Here is an 18,820-nt window from a genome sequence, read left to right on the forward strand (position 1 = left end):
CGACCGCCTACCGGGTGCCGGGAGGGGGCGGTGCGGTGCTGGAGCGGACCAGAAGGTCCGGAATCAGCAGCGTGTGCCGCACCGACGTCCGGGTGCCGCCCGGGGCGAGCTGGGTCAGGAGCAGGTCGAGACTGGACCGTCCCAGGGCCGCGAAGTCCTGCCGCACGGTGGTCAGCGGCGGCAGGAAGTGCCCGGAGTCGACCGTACCGTCGAACCCGACGACGCTGACCTCCTCCGGCACGCTGCGACCAGCCTCGTGCAGCGCCCTGAGCACGCCCAGGGCAAGCTGGTCGTTGGCACAGAACACCGCGGTGACCGACGGGTCCCGGGCCAGGCGGCGGCCCTGCTCGTACCCGGCCTGAGCGCTCCAGGAGCCGGTCAGCGCCCGGGGCACCACCGCCCCGGCGGCGTAGAGGGCCTCCCGCCACCCGTCGATCCGCTCGACCGCCTCCGGCCAGGTCGTGGGGCCTGCCACGTGGTGCACCGTCCGGTGTCCCAGGTCGAGCAGGTGCCGGACGGCCAGGCGGGCACCGGCGGTGTTGTCGATCCGCGCGCCGGAGACCGCCTCGTCGTGGCCACCCCCCACGCTCACACATCCGATCGGGGCCGCGGCCTCGGCCAACGCCCCGACCATCGCGTGGTGGGGCGTGATCGCCACGATCCCCTCGACCGACTGTCGGCGTAGCCAGTCCGCCGCGTCGAGGACCGCTCGACGATCCAGCCGCGAGACGCTGGCGACGCTGACGAAGTAGCCGATGGACCGCGCCGCGCTCTCGATCGCGTACAGCATCGACGCCGGGCCGTTGAGCGGGCTGTCGTACCCGATGATCCCGATGGTGGTGGAACGCTGGGTGACCAGGGTGCGGGCTGCGGTGTTGAGGCGGTAGTCGAGTGCCCGCATCGCCGCCAGGACCCGTTGCCGGGTCTCCTCGGCCACGTGCGGATGGGCGTTGGCGACCCGGGACACGGTCTGCGTCGACACCCCCGCCAGCCGCGCGACGTCACGCATGACCGTCGCGCCGGGCCGAAGGCCCGGCCGGGTGCCCGGGATCCGCCTCGACGGCGCGCCGCCGGCTGTGGCGGCCCCCGACCCGCCTGCCGCCGATCCGCCGTGGTTCTTCATCGCCATCTTCCGACGATGGGCCCCGAAAACGTTTTCGGCAAGCCCCTCGACGGAGAGTTCCACCCCCCACCGACCCGGACCAGGGCGGTTCCGGCCGAGCCGCACCGGCCCGGCCGGAACCCGGGTTCAGTAGCCGTAGCGGGACTTCAGGTGACGCCACCAGTCCCGCAGCATCCAGGCGTCGAACTCGGTGATCGCCCCGGCGCTGCCCGCCTTCATCAGGAACCCGCCGACCCCGCTCGGCGTCCAGTCGTAGAAGTCGTCGAGGCCGAACGTGTGCCCGATCTCGTGCAGCAGGATCGTCATGTTCGCCGCGTTGAGGTTGTTCATGAAGTACTCGCGGCCCATCCGCTGACCCCAGTCACCACCGGCACCACCGCCGAACCCGTCGGTCAGCCACAGTGACTGGTCGTAGTGTCGGGCCACGCCGCCGGGACAGTTCGGGTACTGGCCGTTGCGGTTGAAGAACCGACCACAGGGTTCGGAGCACTGCGGAGCGTTCTCCCGGATGTTGTTGACGTAGATGTCGACCGAGGTGTCGGACCACTGGAGCTGACTGCGGTCGCGTACCGCCCAGCCGACCACCCGGATCGGCACCTCGTTGTACGGGAAGGCGTTGTGCCCGACCATCACGTCGATCCACTTCTTGTACTGCCGGGCGAGGGCGGCGTGGATCTGGTCGCGTTGGGCGGCGGTGACGGTGGCGCTGGAGTCCCAGCGGACACAGAAGTTCAGGTAGCCCTGGTTGGTGAAGAGCTGGTCCCAGCCGTAGTTGCGGAACCCGTACAGGTTGCCGTTGTTGTAGGTCTGCTCCTGGTGCTGCCACACCTGGCCGAGCGGGGTGACCAGGTTGGCCGGCGGGTTCCACCCACCTGTCGAGGGGGGCGGGGTGGTCGGCGGGGGCGTGGTCGGCGGGCTGGTGGGGGGTGCCGTCGTGGGTGCCACCCCACCGGTGCAGGTGGTGCCGTTGACCGCGAACGAGGTGGGGACCGGGTTGGATCCGGTCCAGGATCCGTTGAAGCCGAACGAGACACCGGCGCCGGTGCCCACCGCGCCGTTGTGCGCGACGTTGACCGCCGTCACCTGCGCGCCGCTCTGGGTGACCGTGGCGTTCCACGCCTGGGTGACCCGCTGCCCCGCGCCGTAGCTCCAGGTCACCCGCCAGCCGGTGAGCGGGTCACCGAGGTTGGTCACCGCCACCTCGGCTCCGAAGCCACCCTGCCACTGGTTGGTGACCCGGTAGTCCACCCGACAACCCGGGGCGGCGGCCTGCGCCCCGCTCACCGCGAGGGCGGCCCCGACGGTGGTGGCCACTGTGGCCACCACCGTCACGACGGCCCGTACGCCTGTTCTGGACAGTGTCATGTCAGCACCGACTCCTTCGTACGCGGCCCGGCGAGCACCCCACCGACCACCGAGCGTAGTGATTGTTGTCGATGTAAACTAAGGAGCCGGGCGGAAGGTCGACAAGGAGCCACCCCAGTGTTCGCAAGTTCCGCCGTTAATCAGTCGGACATCTTGCCGAAAAGGTTTTCGTCCGGGAGGGTGTGGTTCACCGGACCGGGATCCGGCCCTCGCACCGGGCGTCCACGGCGACGATCGGTCTCCGGGGCATCATCCAGTCCAGCACGGTCTCCTCCACCGGCCACCCGTGCACCGCCACCACGCTGTACGGCACCCCCGCCGCCTGCGGACAGAGGACCTGCGACCGGACCTCGCCGTTGGGCAGGAAACGCACGCCGGTGACCGGATCCAGGACGATCGTCGAGGTGTCGGTGACGGTGATGAGGGCACCGACCACCACCTCCGGACCGGACCGGTCGAGCACCCCGGTCGACGGCACGCCGGCCGGGGCGGAGTCGGCCCGCTCGGTCGACGGCGGGCCGGCCGGGGCGGAATCGGTCGGCTCGGCGCCGGTCACCTCGACCGCAGCCGTGGGCAGCAGCGGGACCCGCAGGAAGACCGCCCCCATCACCAGGGGAAGCACTGCGGCCACCGTGTACGCCAGGCCGTGGGTCAACGCCGGTGCGACCCACCCCGGCAGCGGGCCGGTGAGCAGCACGGTGGCGGCGGGCGGCACCGCCAGGAGAGCGGCGGTGGTCAACTCGCCCGCCCGCAGCGCGGCCACGACCGCCGGCCCCAGCGCCGAGTACACCAGCACCGCCGCCGCCAGCGGCAACGCCACCCCGACCAGCAGGATCCGGGTCGGCTGGTCCGGGTACAGGTAGCGGGTCCGCAGCGCGAGCAGCCACAGACCCAGCATCAGCAGGGTCGGCAGGAACCGCAGCTGCCAGGTGAGCACCCCCAACCCGACCCCGGCGGTGAGGACCCAACCCGGGGTCCGCGCCGTCCACGAGGCCAGTAGCGACCGTTGTGGATCAAAACGGTCCGGTGCGCTGATCCGCAGCAGGCGGCCGAGCACCCCGAAGGTGAGCACCCCCAGCGGAAACGCCCAGACCAGGGCGATCAGCAGGGCACTGAGCAGACCCAGCGGGCTGACGTACTGCACCAGCAGCAGCATGGTGGACATGTCCTGGCGGCTGAGCTGCCAGAGTCGCAGCACCAGCAGCAGGACGGGGAACGCGGGCAGGAACGTCAGCAGCCACTGTTGCGCCTGACGCGCCCCCGTCGTCCGGCGCGGCCGGACGACACCGCCCCGGACGACGGGCTCCCGGAGTAGGTCGGGGCCGGTAGCGCGATCCTCTCCCACGGCCACTGCCGCACCTGCACCTTCCTCGGTTCGGGCTGCTGCTGCTCCGCGACCGACTGCTGGGGGTTGTACCGCTGCTGCCAGCGCAGGTTGGCGTCGTACGCCTCCTCCCAGGCCGAGTCCTTCTCGTCCTTGGCCGAGGCGTACAGGGCGAGGTCGACCAGGTCACGCAGCGCCTCGTTGGGACCGGTGTTCACTCCGTACTTCTCCTGTGCGGCGGAGCCGATGTCCCAGTGCCGCAGGGGTTTGCCGCCCTTCAGGAGGGTGGGGAAGTGCCGACCGTCGTCGTCGGGCTGGTCGGCGGTGACGAACCCGGCGAGGATCGCCGCGTCGGTGGTCACCGCGTACGCGGTTCCGTCGTACAACATCTGGATGCACTCGCTGATCTTGTTCCGCCCGATCGGGGTGGCCCCGGCGGCGCGCAGTCGCTGACTGGACGTCGAGGTGGTCAACGTGCAGACCCGCTCCCCGGCGAGATCCTCGAGGCTGCTCACCTGCTCCCCGGCCCGTACGTCGCGCCGGGTCACCACCGACTGCTCGGTGGCGAGGTACGGGGCCGAGAAGACCGCCCCTTCCTCCTCCTCCCGCAGCCTGGTGATGCTGTACGAGGCGATCACCAGGTCGACGGTGACGAACTCGTCGCCGTCGCGGGCCTGACGGCGGGCCCGGTCCTCACTCTCGATCGGCAGGAAGCGGACCCGGGACCTGTCGAAACCGAGATACCCGGCGATCATGTACGCGATGTCGATGTCGAAGCCCTGCCAGGTGCCGTTCGGCAGCCGCTGGGCGATGCCGGGCTGATCGTCCTTCACCCCGATGAGCAGGTGTTGCCGGCTGACGAGTCCGGCCTCCTCCAACAGGTCGTCGCGGGTCGGTGGACCCATCGCGAGCACGATGGGGATCACCGCCGCCACCAGGACGGCCAGGACGACCACCAGCCCCACCAGTCGGGCGTGCCGCATCCGCGTCGTACGCGACGCCCCGGCCGACCCGTCGGGACGGGGTTCGTCCGTCTCCCCCACCTGCACCCCTCCCCTGTCCACCCGTCCACCCGGATGTGGCCCTCCATTGTGCGGGTTCACCGGGTGTCCGTGGTGACCCGTAGCCGACGTTCGGCACCCCGGACTGCGGGGAATTCGCGAAACAGGGCGGACCGACCGGGCCGATGCGCGATGGTGGGTGCGCCGGTGGACGACCGGCCCCGACCGAGCGCACGGGGTCCGCGGGGCCGACCCCCACGGTCCCGGCCGGTCGGAGCACGGGGGTGGCGATGTCGACACAGCAGGTCGTCGAGCGGGTCGGGGGCCTGCTGGACCTCGCCGGGGTGCTCGTCATCGCCGTCGGCGTACTCGTGGCCTCGGGGGTCTTCCTGACCCGGTACGCGCGCACCCGGCAGCTGACCGACGCCTACCGGTCGTACCGGCAGGGGGTGGGCCGGGCGATCCTGCTGGGGTTGGAGCTCCTGGTCGCCGGGGACATCATCCGGACCGTGGCGGTCGCCCCGACGTTTCGCGGGGTGGGGGTCCTGGCGCTGATCGTCGTGGTCCGGACGTTCCTCAGCCTCTCGCTGGAGGTGGAGCTGACCGGACGCTGGCCGTGGCAGTCGAGACGGGCCGGGGCCGGTGACCGGGCCGCGACGACAGCCACCTGAGGGGCGCAGGGGCCGACGGGGGACACCGGGTCGGCGTCCCCCGTCGGAGGGGAAGGGGCGGGCGGTCAGGCGACCGGCAGGCCACCGACCTGGGTGTTGACCCAGGAGCGGATCGACGACAGGTCACCGTAGATGGAGGGACCGGTGGCGCAGGTCGAGTTGTTGTTCCCGGCCCGGCTGGTGACACCGATCAGGCTCCACGCCCCGTTGATCCGGCGCACCTGCGGTCCACCGGAGTCGCCGTAGCAGGCTCCCGAGTTGCCGTTGGTGTTGTTGGTGCAGATCTCGTACGGGGCGTTGATGCCCAGGCACCGGGTGTCCGCGACGATCGAGGTGTCCAGCTCGTTCGCGACGGCAGGGGCCGGTCCGCAGCCACGCGGGGCGCAGGTCTGGCCCCATCCGATGATCCGGGTGGCGGTGCCGACGGCCCCGGACGCGGTCGGGATCGGGGCCGGGGCGTAGCTGACGGAGCTGCCCAGTTGCAGCAGCTTGACGTCGATGGTCGGGTGGTTGACCGCCCGGACCACGCTCACCACCGTGCCGCCGCTGGTCCGGTTCACGCTGCCCACCCGGACCGAGGCGGGGGTGCCGCAGTGCTTGGCGGTGACCGCCCAGTTCGCCTTGATCAGCGAGCCGGTGCAGCCGGAGACGTACACCATGAAGGGGTAGTTCTCGGTGGCCGGTCGGCCGCCGACGACCATCGGCGTCACCGCGTCGTCGGGCTCGGCGCCGGTCCAGGTGTAGGTCCGGGCGACCTGCGAGGAGGCTGCGGTGCTGCCGGCGAAGAGGCGGTTGACCTGAGCGGCCTCGGCGGCGCTGGGGTTGGCGTTACGGCAGGAGACCGGGGCGCTGCTGCCGGACATCAGGTCGGTACACAGTCCGGTACGCCGGTCGGGCAGACCGAGGATGTGTCCGAGTTCGTGGGTGGCGATCCGGGTCCGGTCGTACCCCTGGTTGACCGCCTCCCAGCCCATCCACACCCGACCGGAGCCGAGCCCGGTGACCTGGGCGCGCGGCCAGCCGTTGTCGACGTAGATCGTGACGTTGCCCGGCGTACGGGCCACCAGCTGGACGTTGGTGACCGAGCTGTTCCAGATCCGGGCCGCCGCGTCGAAGTTGGTCCGGAACTCTCCGGCCCGGCTGGCGTCGTAGTAGACGGTCCGGGCGGCGGCCGAAGCCGTCGCGCCGGTGACGGCCTGCAGGCCGGTCGTCGCCAGCACCGCCGCGGCCACGGCTGTCGCCACCCGCAGCAGATGTCGTCGCACCATCGCGCACTCCCTCGGTCCCGCAGCGGCACGTGCCCCTGCGCATCGATGTGCGCTGATGCTATGTGTGTCAGCATCCGACTGTCGAATACTGTTTCTGTCATACCTGGCCAGACCGGCGCGGCGCAGGTCCGGTCGGCGGCCGGCTGTCGCGGGTCCGGTCTACCGACCCGGGTCCGGTCAGTGGCCGGCTTCGGTCAGGTAGCGCTGGAGGGCCGCCGCGGCGGTGAGCTTGGCCCGACCCCGCCCGTCCAGACGGGACCGCCAGTCCGCCAGGGTGGCCTGCAGCGGCGCCACACCCCCGGCCGACCGCACCCGCTCCACCACCTCGGCGATCTGTTCCAGCCGGTACCCACCCCGCCGCAGCTGGTGGGCCAGGTGGGCGTCGCGGACGTCGGCCGGGGCGTAGGTCCGGTACCCGGTACCCGCCTCGCGGGGTGGTCGCAGCACCCCCGCCCGCTCCCACCGCCGCAGCGTCGTCGGACGGAGCCCGAGCTGGTGGGCGAGAACCCCGACCGACACCGGCTCGTCGGTCGCCCCCGTGGCGTCGACCAACCCGGCCAGCGCCTCGGTCACCGCGTCGAGCGTCAACCGGTCGGTGTGCAGCCGGACGTGTCCCCGGTCGACGAGCGCCAGCGCCGCGTCGACCCGACCCTGGTTGACCGCCTGCATGATCGACGTGGCGTCGGCGTGCCCGTGGGCCGGGATCAGGGCGACGAAGGCCCGCAGCGCCTGGACGTGCCGAGGGGTGTAACGGCGGTAGCCGGACGAGGTGCGCTGCGCCGGCGGCAGGATGCCCACCTCTTCGTAGTTGCGCACCGCCTGGGTCGACAACCCGTGCTCCCGGGCCAGGTCGATCGGCCGCATGTACTCACCTGCTCTTGAAGGTAACACCCCGTAACCCCTGCACCACGACCGGAAAGCCTCAACAGGGGTGACCCACGATAGCGCGGCCGGCGAGGCCGGTCACCACCCGAGGGACGCCGGACCCCGCGACCCGGACCACACCTCACCCGGGTCGGGGTCCGGCACCTCGCGGGCGGAGCCGACGCACCGCCCCGGGCGAGCCACCGGGAGGACGGTCAACCCTTGACGCACACCACCTGCCTGAGGTGCGCCACGACCTCCACCAGGTCGTCCTGCTGCGCCATCACCTCGGTGATGTCCTTGTACGCCCCGGGGATCTCGTCGACCACCCCGGCGTCCTTGCGGCACTCCACCCCGGCGGTCTGCGCCACCAGGTCGGCGGTGCTGAACGTCCGCTTGGCCTGCCCCCGCGACATCCGACGCCCGGCGCCGTGCGACGCCGAACAGTACGCGTCCGGGTTGCCCTTCCCCCGCACGATGTACGACCCGGTGCCCATCGAACCGGGGATGACGCCCAGGTCCCCCCGTCCGGCCCGGATCGCGCCCTTGCGGGTCACCAGCACCTCCTCGCCACCGAAGGTCTCCTCGGCGACGTAGTTGTGGTGCGCGGAGATCGGCTCGTCGAACCCGACCTGCGGGAAGTGTTCCCGCACCACGTTGCCCAGCAGCGCCAGCATCACCGCCCGGTTGCGCCGGGCGTACTCCTGCGCCCACCACAGGTCCCGCCGGTAGGCGTCCATCTCCGGGGTGCCGGTGAGGAAGACCGCCAGGTCCCGGTCGGGCAGGTCGGCGTTGTGCGGCAGCCCCCGGGCCACCGCCATGTGCCGCTCGGCCAGCTCCTTGCCGATGTTGCGCGACCCGGAGTGCAGCATCAGCCAGACCCGACCGTCGTCGGCGCCCCCCGACTCCAGGCAGACCTCGATGAAGTGGTTCCCCCCACCCAGCGTGCCCAGCTGGCGACGGGCCCGGGTCTCCAGCTGCGCCACCCGGCGGTCGAGGGTGCCGAACCGCTGCCAGAAGTCACCCCAACCGCCCTGCTCCAGGCCCCGGACCCGGCGCGGGTCGACGGCGTCGGCGTGCATGGAGAACCCGACCGGGATCGCCGACTCGATGGCACGCCGCAGCGGGCCGAGGTCGTCGGGCAGGTCGACCGCGGTCAGCGAGGTCCGGACGGCGGACATGCCGCAGCCGATGTCCACGCCGACGGCCGCCGGGGACACCGCCTGCCGCATCGCGATCACCGACCCGACGGTGGCCCCCTTGCCGAAGTGCACGTCCGGCATCACCGCGACCCCCTGCACCCAGGGCAGCGCGCCGATGTTGCGCAGCTGCCGGGCGGCCTGCGGCTCGATGCCGTACGGGTCGGTCCAGACCCGTACGGGAGCCCGGGTCCCCGGCAGCTCGGTGAAACTCATGATCTCCTCCTCGGATGGTGCCGCCTCGGACACCGGCGGCTGGTGACGAACGGATCCCGGTCGTGCCGGGAGGTGAGACCGCCCACCCGGTCCTCGCGGATCGGGGCGGTCGACGGTGACGGGTGGGCGCTATGCGCCCCGGCACCCCGCGTACGGGTCGGGTTCCCCGGTGCGTCGGGGGGATCCCGGTCGGTAGGTCGGTCCGCCCGGTTGTCGCCCTCGACGGGCGTCCCGTGGACCGGCGCCGGACAGGACGGGCCGCTCGTCGGTGCGGATGCACTGCGACACGGCGGCCTCCCCCAGGCGCTCGAACGGACGGTGCTGATCAACAGTAGGTGGGGCCGCACACCCCCGCAACGGTGTTATCAGCGGACCGCCGCCCGGCTGACCGGGAAGTCGAAGTAGGTGTCCGGGTAGGGCTCGTCGGAGAGGCGGTAGTGCCACCACTCCCGGGGATAGTTGACGAACCCGCCCTCGGTCATCAGCCGCAGCAGCAGTGCCCGGTTCTCCCGCGCCACCGCGGGGATCGCCGCCGCGTCGGTGGCCGACAGCGGGTCGAAACAGTCGAAGCCGGTTCCCATGTCGACGCTGTCGTCGGCCGACCGCTGAGCACGGGGCGCGGTACACGCCCCCGCGCCGGCACCCGACCCCCGGCCCGACGCGGACGGCGCTGCCGGGGCGGGGGACACAGGCGGCGGGGAGGACGTGGGGAGGCGGACCAGGGTCAGGTCCACCGTGCTGCCTCGGCTGTGGGCGGTCGGGGCGGCCAGGTAGCCCTGGGCGAAGAGGTCCGACTTCGACAACCGGGGGTGGTACGTCCGACCGGTCGGTGTTTCGCCCGGGTCCCGAGCCCACCGGAGGATGTCGTCGGCGGCGCTGCCGGGGCGGTAACAGTCGTACACCTTCACTGTGTGACCGTGGGTGAGCGCGGCGGCCTGCACCCGACGGAGTGCGTCGGCAGCCGCCCGGGTGAGCAGGCACAACGGTTCCCGGTAACCCTCCAACGGGCGACCGACGAAGTTGCGCTCGGTCGCGTACCGGATGTCGGTGCGGATCGTCGGGTCGACGTCGCCGAGGACGACCACGTCGGCCGGGGCCTGCGGGGCGGGCGGCGACGGGGCCGGGGACGGCGGCCGGTGGCAGGCGGCGGGGAGGAGGACGACTGTCGCCGCCAGCACTGACAGGGCCGACCACGAACCGGCACGGACGCCCCGGGTGGCCACGGTGCTCACCCGCTCACGCTAGCCGGGTTCCCGGTGTCCCGACGGCCGGTCGTGGGATGCCGCCGCAGCCGGGCAGGTGTGGCGGTCCGGTCGGACGGGTATCGGAAACCGGCAGACGTCGATGAGGAGGAGACCATGAGCGACCCCAGGTACGTGCCGGTGGGGCTGGCCGCCGCCGGACAGCTTCCCGCAGACATGGCCGATCCCGACCTGACGGCACCGGCGGTCGACGACGGCGTACCGGTCGGCCGGGCGGACGTCGAAGCCGACCGGGCGCGCGCCGCCGGTGAGGACCCGAGCGGGGAGCAGTCGGCGGACCTGTGACCCGCACGGCGGAGGGCGGGTCGGTGGCGGAACCGACCCGCCCTCCGCCGTACCTCAACCCGATCGGCGACGGTGGAGACGACGTCGTACCAGCAGCAGGCCCCCGGTCGCCGTCAGGATCGTGACCCCGCCGAGCAGGACCACCAGGGTCACCGGGGCGACACCGGCCGGCGTCTGGTCCCGGGCCGGGCGGGCCATGGCCGGCCCGACCACCGCGTCGGCCCCGGCACCGGTGTCCACCGGTGACGGACTCGGGTCGGCGACGGCGACGGGCGGGGTGGCAGTCAACTCCCCCGGCTCGACCAGCCGACCGACGGCGGCGGTACGGGGCAGTGCGAAACCCCAGTCGAGCAGGGCGGCCCCCTGTTCCCAACCCCGCATCGGCCGGGGCTCGGCCCCGAGGAGGCTGACCACGAGCCGCCGACCCCCACGCTCGGCCGCCCCGACGTAGGTGTGCCGGGCGTAGTCGGTGAAGCCGGTCTTCCCGCCCAGCGCACCCGGGTACCGGTAGATGAGCTGGTTGTCGTTCTGGATCTGGAATCCTCTGACCTTCAGGGCGGGCTGGGCCGGAATCCGGGCCTGCTCGGCTCGCGCGTACCGGGCGAAGGTGGGCTGGGCGAAGCAGGCCCGGGCGATCAGAGCCAGGTCGTACGCGCTGGTGAACTGCCCGGGGCCGTCCAGCCCCGACGGGGTCACCGCATGCGTCTGCAACGCCCCCAGCCGGAGGGCCTCCTCGTTCATCGCCCGTACCCCACCGGCTGCCCCGTCCGCCCCGCCACCGAGGCGGGCCAGCAGGTTCGCCGCCTCGTTGCCGGAGTTGAACAGCAGGCCGAGCCAGACCGTCTCCACCCGGTAACGACCCCCCACCACCAGGCCCACCGCCGAGGACCCGGCGGCGATGTCGAGGTCGGCCTCGGTGGCGGTGACTACCTGGTCGGGATCCAGTCTCGGCAGCATGGTGGCCGCCAACAGGAGCTTCTGGACGCTCGCCGGGGTGGCGGACTCGTGGGGCCCGCACCCGCCGAGGACCGCCCCACTGTCCAGGTCGGCCACCACCCACGACGTCGCGGTCACCGCCGGTGGCGACGGCGCACCGGGCGGTGCCACCAGACCGGCGGTGGCCAGCGCCGCTCCGCCCACCGTCCGGTGCTGCGGCACCACCGGCGGTGGGGTCGGCCGGGGCGACCGGGTGACCTTCGGCGCCACCGCCCGGGGGCAGGGCAGCACCGGACCGGCGGCGGGGCCGGCCGACGGTGCGTCGTCTGCCACCGCCGCACCCGCAGGTACGGCGAGCACGGGACCGGCGGCGGGCAGCAGGACGGCGGCCAGCATGGCGAGGGGAAGCCGGACCTTCATGGGAGGTGACCCTAGCGGCCACGGCACGTCCACCGGGGACCCGGAGTGTGCCCCGTACACCCCTCGCCGCCGCTCTCCGGCCGCCCGGCCGGACGGTCCGGAAAAAAATTCTCGGGCACCGTTGAACCGCTCCCACGCCGGTTCCCGTATTGATCGGCGAAAGGACGAAGAACCGGGTGTCGATTCCCGTCGAAGCGTACTCGAAGACATTCGGAACAGCAGGTCGACAGGGGCCGTGTCGACATCTGCCGTATTCGTGTCCGCCATATCCGATGGCGGCTCCACTCCTTTCACCAGACACACTGCGACGCATTTCTCGTCGACGTCCGCCCGTCGGACCCGGCGTTTCCCGAGGATTCGATCGAAGGAGAGGTACATGGCCAGTCGTACGAAGCGGAACGGGGTCCTGAAGATCGCCGGTGTCGGTGCCTGTGCGGCGTTGCTGATCGGTGCGGGACTGTCGCTGGCCTCCGCCGACGACGACGCCGGCCGGAGCACCACCGCCGGGGCGCAGACCGTGAACTGCCCGGACGTCGCCGGTCGACTCCCGGCGGTACCCGCTGCCGCACGGGCCGACGTCGACCGGGAACTGGCCGCCCTCGCCAAGCAGATCGACGAGGCCGACGCCCGTCTCGCCGAACTCGCTGTCAACCCCCAGGGCGGACCGAACTTCGTCCAGCTCGCCATCCTCGGGCCCCTGGAGAGCAAGCGGATCGCCGCTCTGGACCGTATCCGGATCAGTTTCGACCGGGTCGGCGCCGCCGCTCCGGAAGGCCTCGACCGGCTCGCCCGGTGCGGCGTCGGCGCGGACGCCCCCGCTGACGACGACACCGCCGCCCCCGGGGACGACGCCGGCAACGGCGGGAACGGCAACGGCGGCAACGGGAACGGGAACGGGAACGCCGGTGGTAACGGCAACGGCGGCAACGGGAACGCCGGTGCCGGGAACGGCAACGGCAACGGCGGTCAGACCGGGGCGCGGACGGTGAACTGCCCGGACGTCGAGGGCCGGTTCCCGAACGTCCCCGCCGCCGCCCGGGCGGGTGTGGACGCCGAGTTCGCCAACCTTCGGCAGCAGATCAACGAGGCCGACAACCGCCTCGCCGAACTCGCGGCCAACCCCCAGGGCGGACCCGCCTTCATCCAGAACGCCATCCTCGGGCCCCTGGAGGACCGGCGGATCGCCGTCATCAACCGCATCGCCACGAACATCGGTCGGGTGACCGGGGACCGTCCCACCCCGCCGCTGGAACTTGCTCCCTGCGGCTTGAACTGACCGGTCCACTGACGTCCCGGGCGGGGACGGCGGCGGGCGGCACCCGGACGGGGGCCGCCCGCCGCGCCGTTTCCGGGACGCCCCGGGTTCAGGTCAGCCGGCGTAACCACCGCCGCTGCCAGGGAGTCTCCACCGCCTTCGGGTGGTAGTGGGTCCGGACCCAGTCGACCGCCTGCCGGTCGGGCAGCCCGTCGAGGACGGCGAGGGCGGCCAGGGCGGTGCCGGTCCGGCCGATGCCGCCCCGGCAACAGACCTCGACCCGCTCCCCCGCGACGGCACGTCGGAGTCCTTCCCGGAGGGCGTCGAGCGCGTCGGCCCGGTCGGTGGGCACCCAGAAGTCGGGCCACCGGATCCGCCGATGCGGCCAGTCCGGCACCGGCCCCGGCACGAGGAGCAGGGCGAAGTCGGCGAGGCTGGCCGGGTCGCCCGCCCGCCGACCGCGTACCGACGCTCCACCGGGGAGGACGACGATCCCCGTCTGATCCGTCCACGTCTGGGTCACCGGATGATTCTGCACCGCAGACGTCGCCGGCCGGTGTCCCGAAGGACACCGGCCGGCGACAGAACACGATCCGGGTCAGCTCTCGTTCCAGTGCTCGGCCACCAGATCAGCAGCCAGCTTCTCCCACTGCGCGTAATGATCCGGGAACGCCGACACCTGCACCGTCTGCGCAGCCCGCGTCAACGACATCTCCTCCCAACCGTCGACCTGCGCCAGACCCCTCAGGAACGCCGTCGTCGAATACTCCGGATCCGTGATCTGCTCCACCGTCCCCCAACCACTCGACGGACGCTGCTGGAACAGACCCTGCGAATCATGATCGTTACGGTCACCCAGATGACCCAGATTCTCCAACTTCGACTCCTGCAACGCCGTGGCGATCGCCACCACCGCCGCACGCTCGTCCATCCCGGCCTTCTTCGTCGCCGCGATGATCGCCCGCGTGTTCTCCACCTGCTCACCGCCCAGATCGATCCGCGACTGACCCGACGGCTCACCATGCGGCAACAACCGACCCTCATCCACCGACCGGGCCTGCGCCACCGCCACCGCATCCACACCACCGACCGCAACCGGCTCCTGATGATTCAACGGACCCGCCGCCAGACCACCCGCGAACGCCAGACCAGCAACACCCAGAACACTCTTGCGCAGCACCGAGTTCATCATCGACAGCTCCATCCGGGGGAACGACACCCACCCACAGGGCAGATGCGGACACCGTCAGGCGCCCAACGAAAAAAGGGGAAAAGATCAAAAGAGGAAACCCGGGCGGGGAGCCACGCTCACCTCGCCGGGTCCATGTCCAACGACCGCCGACCCACAGTCATTCCCGGGTCCACCGGCCCGACCCGCAGGCTGCTCACCACCGGCCGGTGCCACTCGGTCGTACGGAGGGTGTAACGACTCCACCCCCGCCGCCATTCCACCCCCCGAGTGCCCCCGACCACACCGCAGAACCGGACAATCGACTCATCAGGGCAGCCCCGACCGGCATCGAACCGGACGATCAGCCCACACCCGCACCGCCACCCACACCGACGACGACGGCGCCGGTCGGCCCCGTCGGGGTCGACCGGCGCCGTCGGGGTCAGCGGCCGGGCCAGGCGTTCGGCGGATCGTCCCCGGAGGCCGCCCAGTTGCTGCGGTAGACGGTCCCGGTGGGAGGCGTACCCGCCGGGGATCCGCCCTCCGGGTGCGGCACCGACCCGGAACCGGGGGCGAGGTCGCCGAAGAAGCCGCCGTCGGCGGCGGACTCCACCCCGGCGTCGACCGCAGGGTCGTCGTCGCCCCGCCGGGACCGACGGATCCGACTCACCACGAACCAGACGGCAGCGGCCCCGCAGACCACGATGACCGCCTTCTGGAAGAACCCGGCGTACGTCTCCACCAGGTGCCAGTTCTCGCCGAGGAAGTAGCCGGCGAGGACGAAGATGGTGTTCCAGATCAGGCTGCCGGCGGTGGTGTAGAGCAGGAAGGTGCCGATCGGCATCCGCTCCACGCCGGCCGGGATCGAGATCAGGCTCCGGAAGATGGGGATCATCCGGCCGAAGAAGACGGCCTTCTTGCCGTGCTTGATGAACCACGCCTCGGTGCGGTCCACGTCGGAGAGCTTGATCAACGGCATCTTCTCGGCGATCGCCCGCATCCGGTCCCGCCCGAGCGCGGCACCGATGTAGTACAGCGCGAGCGCACCGACGACCGCTCCCAGGGTCGTCCAGGCGATCGCCCCGAACAGGCTCATCCGGCCCTGGCTCGCGGTGAAACCGGCCAACGGCAGGATGATCTCGCTCGGGATCGGTGGGAAGAGGTTCTCCAACGCCACCGCGAGGCCGGCCCCGGGGCCGCCGAGCTTCTCCATCAGGCCGACGACGTACCCGGTGATACCGCCGGACGGCGGCCCACTCCCGCCGTCGGCCGCCAGCAACTGCCAACCACTGATCATGCGCCTACCGTATTGACGTTTCCTGAGAGCCGGCATGGCGGGGGCACCCTCGCCCGGCCGGATCCGGGGTGGGGTCCACACACTCGACGTCGTCGCCTGGCGACCGGGCTCCGGTCCGGTGCTGTCGATCAGTCGTCGTCATCGTCGTCATCGTCGTCGTCGCCTCCCCCACGCAGTTCTCCGTAGGCGGTCACCAGGTCGCTGAGGCGCTCGCCGGTCTCCTCGGCGAGGCGGTCCCGGTCCATCTCCCGTCCGATCCGCTCGGTCAGGTCCTCGACGCGTGCGTCGACGTCCTTGGGCTTGCTGGCGACCAGTTTGGTCAGACGGTCCCGCAACTCCTCGGCGGCCCGCCCGTCGATGTCACCGGCGAGCTGCGCCCGGAACAGGACGGCCAGGAACTCGGTGACCACCGCGCGGGCGGTGGCCGGAAGGTCGGGTGCGGTGGTCGTCGGGGCCGGGGCCGGTGGGGGCGACCGGGTCGGGGACCGGGAGCCGGTCGGGGTGGGCGTCGGCGGCGGGGCGGTGGTCACCGGTGGGACGGCGGCCGAGGCGTCGACCGGAGCAGTCGCCTCCGCCGGGAGCTGCCGGGGGTCGCCGCCGGAGGCGAGGACTCCCATCACCCCGGCGAGCAGCACCAGGACCCCGAGGACCAGCCCGCCCACCACACCCCTGCCCCGTCGGCCCCGCCGGGTCCCCCCGGGATGTCCCGCCGGTCGCGCGCCGACCAGCCGCCGGTCGGCCCGGGCGCCCACCGGTGGGGTGTCCCGGTCGACGAGCGTCGGCGGCTGGGCCTGTGCCGCCACCGCCGGCAGCAGCGCGGTCGGTATCGCGACGGTGGCGCCGACCTGCGGGTCGGCCGGTCGGCCGGCCCCGAGGCGTTCGGCCACCCGGGCGGCGGTGGGCCGCCGGGTCGGGTCGGTGGCCAGGCAGGCCAGGGTGAGCGCCACCAGGTCGGTGGGGAGACCGGGCACGTCCGGTGGGGGCACCGGGTCCCCCCGCTCGTACGCCTCGACCGCCTCGGCGAAGGTCCGCACCCGCAGCGGCGTACGGCCGGTCACCGCGCGGTAGAGCAGCGCGCCGAGGGCGTACACGTCGCTGGCCGGGTCTGCCGGGCCGGGTGCGAGGCGCTCCGGCGCGGTGTAGGCGGGGGTGCCGATCAGGAGGGTGTCACCGGCGCGCCCGGTCGACGGGTGTGGTCCGGCGAGGGCGGCGATGCCGAAGTCGAGCACCTTCGCCCCGGTCTCGGTGAGCATGACGTTGCCGGGTTTGACGTCGCGGTGCACCACCCCGATCCGGTGTGCCGCGGCCAGGGCGGCGGCCACCTCACCGACCGTCCGGGCCGCCTCCGGCCAGGGCAGGGGCCCCGAGGTGAGCCGGTGGGCGAGGTTCTCCCCGGCGACCAGCTCCATGACCAGGTACGGCACCACGACCCCGTCGGTGAGGGTCGCCTCGCCGTAGTCGTACACGTGGGTCACGTAAGGGTGGGTGAGCCGGGCGGCGGCGCGGGCCTCCCGCTGGATGGTGGCTCTCAGGTGCGGGTCGGCGGCGAACCGGGCGACGAGGGCCTTGACCGCGACGGGTCGGCCCAGCACCTCGTCCTCGGCTCGCCAGACCTCGGACATCCCACCGAGACCGATACGTTCCCGGAGGATGTAGCGGCCGTGCAGTCGCAGGGCGGGGGTGAACGGCGACATGATGGACCCAGTCTGCCTGTCGGGTTCGGCACCCACCAGTCACAGCTTGCTCATAACCACCCGGGCACGCCGAGGCGGTGCGGACGCTCAGCTGTACAGCTCGTCGATGATCCGGGTGAGGATCTCCGGGGTACGCTCCGGCGGCTCGGCCTCGACGCAGAGCCGTTCCATGGCCACCGCGTAGAAGTCGAGGTCCTCCCGCTTGTCGAGGTAGATGGCGCTGGTCAGCTGTTCGATGTAGACGATGTCGGGCAGGTCCTGGTCGCCGAAGCGCAGGATGGTGAAGGCCCCACCGGCGGCGGCGTGCCCTCCGGCGTCGAAGGGAATGACCTGTACCCGGATGTGTGGGGTGCGGGTGGCCTCGATCAGCGCGGTGAGCTGGCCCCGCATCACCTCGGCCCCACCGATGGGGCGCCGGAGCGCCGCCTCGTCGACCACCGCCCACAGGTGGGGCGGGCCGGGCCGGCGGAGCAGTTCCTGGCGGTGTATCCGCAGGTCGACCCGGCGGTCCAGCTCGTCCGGTCGGGCCCGTCGGTGGCCGAGCTGCACCACCGCCCGGGCGTAGTCACGGGTCTGGAGCAGCCCGGGTACGAACTGGACCTCGTAGCTGCGGATCAGGGCGGCCGCCGCCTCCAGGCCCAGGTAGGACTGGAACCACGTGGGCAGGACGTCGCCGAACCGGTGCCACCAGCCCGGGTTGTTGGCGTCCCGGGCCAGCTTCAGCAGAGTGTCACGTTCCTTGACGTCGGTGACGCCGTAGAGGGTGAGCAGATCTGCCACGTCGCGTTCCTTGAATCCGACCCGTCCGAGCTCCATCCGGCTGATCTTGGACTCGGAGGCACGGATCTCCCAACCGGCTCCTTCACGAGTCACCCCGCAGCTTTCGCGCAGCCGACGCAGCTGCGCCCCGAGCAGCATCCGCAGCACGGTCGGGCCGGTCGCGGGACCGCCCTCGGCTGGAACCATCGTCACGTGCCGCCCCTCCACCTGCTACTCGTCGACCGGACCCCGGCCCGGCCGACGAGTAAGCATGCCATGGACCGACGGTGAGGAGAACTCCCCGGGGCCGATCAATCAAGTCCCGCCTACGGGACCATGGGTGAGCGGTCGACCACCTCAGGTGATCAGGTGGTCGAAGTCGCCGTCCCGGGCACCGAGCACGAATGCGGTGATCTCGTCCACTGTGTAGATCAGGGCCGGCCCCTCCGGATGCCGGGAGTTACGCACAGCGATGCCGGCTCCACCCGGCAGTTCCGCGATTTCGACACAGTTACCACTCGGGTTGCTGCGCCGGCTCTTCTGCCACCTCAGTGGTGGGAGCTGGCTGGTGGGAACGCCGTTCTGTGGTTGCTGCATGGGGCGTCTTTCTCTCAACCGGCCGCCGGTACCGGGGAGGAGCGGAGTCGGCGAGCGGTGCGGTGGCGACTGAACTCAAAATGCACGTGCATCTGCTATTGCATCTGCAATGG

General features: G+C 72.0%; 18 protein-coding genes and 1 pseudogene. 3 read left to right on the forward strand and 16 right to left on the reverse strand.

Going from position 1 to position 18,820, the window contains the following annotated elements; all coding sequences use genetic code 11:
- Positions 1 to 7: 7 nt before the first annotated feature.
- From WHN02_RS20490 to WHN02_RS20505, 4 genes are all read right to left on the reverse strand, one after another.
- Positions 8 to 1,009 carry a LacI family DNA-binding transcriptional regulator gene (locus WHN02_RS20490; protein WP_434744016.1) on the reverse strand — a complete coding sequence of 334 codons (1,002 nt, stop codon included), beginning with the start codon at positions 1,007 to 1,009 and terminating at the stop codon, positions 8 to 10.
- 240 nt (positions 1,010 to 1,249) lie between these two features.
- A complete protein-coding gene (locus WHN02_RS20495) occupies positions 1,250 to 2,488 on the reverse strand; it encodes a cellulose binding domain-containing protein (protein ID WP_434740321.1) in 1,239 nt (412 codons plus the stop codon).
- A gap of 187 nt (positions 2,489 to 2,675) precedes the next feature.
- A complete protein-coding gene (locus WHN02_RS20500) occupies positions 2,676 to 3,833 on the reverse strand; it encodes a hypothetical protein (RefSeq protein WP_434740322.1) in 1,158 nt (385 codons plus the stop codon).
- Positions 3,719 to 4,855 carry a transporter substrate-binding domain-containing protein gene (locus WHN02_RS20505; protein ID WP_434740323.1) on the reverse strand — a complete coding sequence of 379 codons (1,137 nt, stop codon included), beginning with the start codon at positions 4,853 to 4,855 and terminating at the stop codon, positions 3,719 to 3,721. Before WHN02_RS20505 ends, WHN02_RS20500 begins: the two co-directional genes overlap by 115 nt.
- Before the next feature lie 248 nt (positions 4,856 to 5,103).
- On the opposite strand from WHN02_RS20505, the gene WHN02_RS20510 reads away from it, so the two are divergent.
- On the forward strand, positions 5,104 to 5,484 hold the full coding sequence (locus WHN02_RS20510) for a DUF1622 domain-containing protein (RefSeq protein WP_434740324.1): 381 nt from the start codon (positions 5,104 to 5,106) through the stop codon (positions 5,482 to 5,484).
- Between the two features lie 65 nt (positions 5,485 to 5,549).
- Here the strand turns inward: WHN02_RS20510 and WHN02_RS20515 are convergent, their stop codons facing one another.
- The 5 genes and pseudogenes from WHN02_RS20515 to WHN02_RS20535 form a co-directional block, all read right to left on the reverse strand.
- Complete coding sequence (locus WHN02_RS20515; protein WP_434744017.1) at positions 5,550 to 6,347, reverse strand: S1 family peptidase; 798 nt, start codon at positions 6,345 to 6,347, stop codon at positions 5,550 to 5,552.
- Positions 6,324 to 6,686, reverse strand: a pseudogene (locus WHN02_RS20520) (snapalysin family zinc-dependent metalloprotease); the annotation flags it as partial. The pseudogene WHN02_RS20520 and the gene WHN02_RS20515, both read right to left, overlap by 24 nt.
- A gap of 243 nt (positions 6,687 to 6,929) precedes the next feature.
- On the reverse strand, positions 6,930 to 7,616 hold the full coding sequence (locus tag WHN02_RS20525; RefSeq protein WP_434740325.1) for a MerR family transcriptional regulator: 687 nt from the start codon (positions 7,614 to 7,616) through the stop codon (positions 6,930 to 6,932).
- A 215-nt stretch (positions 7,617 to 7,831) separates the two neighbouring features.
- A complete protein-coding gene (locus tag WHN02_RS20530) occupies positions 7,832 to 9,031 on the reverse strand; it encodes an RtcB family protein (protein ID WP_434740326.1) in 1,200 nt (399 codons plus the stop codon).
- A 365-nt stretch (positions 9,032 to 9,396) separates the two neighbouring features.
- The gene (locus WHN02_RS20535) at positions 9,397 to 10,263 is read right to left on the reverse strand and encodes a M15 family metallopeptidase (protein ID WP_434740327.1); all 867 of its coding nucleotides are present in this window, start codon (positions 10,261 to 10,263) and stop codon (positions 9,397 to 9,399) included.
- 126 nt (positions 10,264 to 10,389) lie between these two features.
- Between WHN02_RS20535 and WHN02_RS20540 the strand changes: the two genes are divergently transcribed.
- Positions 10,390 to 10,578 (forward strand): hypothetical protein, encoded by a 189-nt coding sequence (locus WHN02_RS20540; protein ID WP_434740328.1) that lies wholly within the window; start codon positions 10,390 to 10,392, stop codon positions 10,576 to 10,578.
- A 54-nt stretch (positions 10,579 to 10,632) separates the two neighbouring features.
- Here WHN02_RS20540 and WHN02_RS20545 read toward each other — a convergent pair whose 3' ends face one another.
- Positions 10,633 to 11,934, reverse strand: coding sequence for a D-alanyl-D-alanine carboxypeptidase family protein (locus tag WHN02_RS20545; protein WP_434740329.1), 1,302 nt, complete (start codon positions 11,932 to 11,934; stop codon positions 10,633 to 10,635).
- A 376-nt stretch (positions 11,935 to 12,310) separates the two neighbouring features.
- Between WHN02_RS20545 and WHN02_RS20550 the strand changes: the two genes are divergently transcribed.
- On the forward strand, positions 12,311 to 13,210 hold the full coding sequence (locus tag WHN02_RS20550; RefSeq protein WP_434740330.1) for a hypothetical protein: 900 nt from the start codon (positions 12,311 to 12,313) through the stop codon (positions 13,208 to 13,210).
- Between the two features lie 88 nt (positions 13,211 to 13,298).
- Here the strand turns inward: WHN02_RS20550 and WHN02_RS20555 are convergent, their stop codons facing one another.
- The 6 genes from WHN02_RS20555 to WHN02_RS20580 form a co-directional block, all read right to left on the reverse strand.
- Complete coding sequence (locus WHN02_RS20555; protein ID WP_434740331.1) at positions 13,299 to 13,712, reverse strand: protein-tyrosine phosphatase family protein; 414 nt, start codon at positions 13,710 to 13,712, stop codon at positions 13,299 to 13,301.
- 75 nt (positions 13,713 to 13,787) lie between these two features.
- Positions 13,788 to 14,378, reverse strand: coding sequence for a hypothetical protein (locus WHN02_RS20560; RefSeq protein WP_434744018.1), 591 nt, complete (start codon positions 14,376 to 14,378; stop codon positions 13,788 to 13,790).
- 424 nt (positions 14,379 to 14,802) lie between these two features.
- On the reverse strand, positions 14,803 to 15,657 hold the full coding sequence (locus WHN02_RS20565; RefSeq protein WP_434740332.1) for a DedA family protein: 855 nt from the start codon (positions 15,655 to 15,657) through the stop codon (positions 14,803 to 14,805).
- A gap of 128 nt (positions 15,658 to 15,785) precedes the next feature.
- Complete coding sequence (locus WHN02_RS20570) at positions 15,786 to 17,351, reverse strand: serine/threonine-protein kinase (RefSeq protein WP_434740333.1); 1,566 nt, start codon at positions 17,349 to 17,351, stop codon at positions 15,786 to 15,788.
- 87 nt (positions 17,352 to 17,438) lie between these two features.
- Positions 17,439 to 18,323: a helix-turn-helix domain-containing protein gene (locus WHN02_RS20575; RefSeq protein ID WP_434740334.1), complete on the reverse strand. Its 885-nt coding sequence runs from the start codon at positions 18,321 to 18,323 to the stop codon at positions 17,439 to 17,441.
- A gap of 144 nt (positions 18,324 to 18,467) precedes the next feature.
- Entirely contained in the window at positions 18,468 to 18,707 is a 240-nt protein-coding gene (locus WHN02_RS20580; protein WP_350900331.1) for a DUF397 domain-containing protein, read from the reverse strand.
- Positions 18,708 to 18,820: the final 113 nt, after the last annotated feature.

Source organism: Micromonospora sp. SH-82, from assembly GCF_051132485.1.
Lineage (GTDB): Bacteria > Actinomycetota > Actinomycetes > Mycobacteriales > Micromonosporaceae > Micromonospora.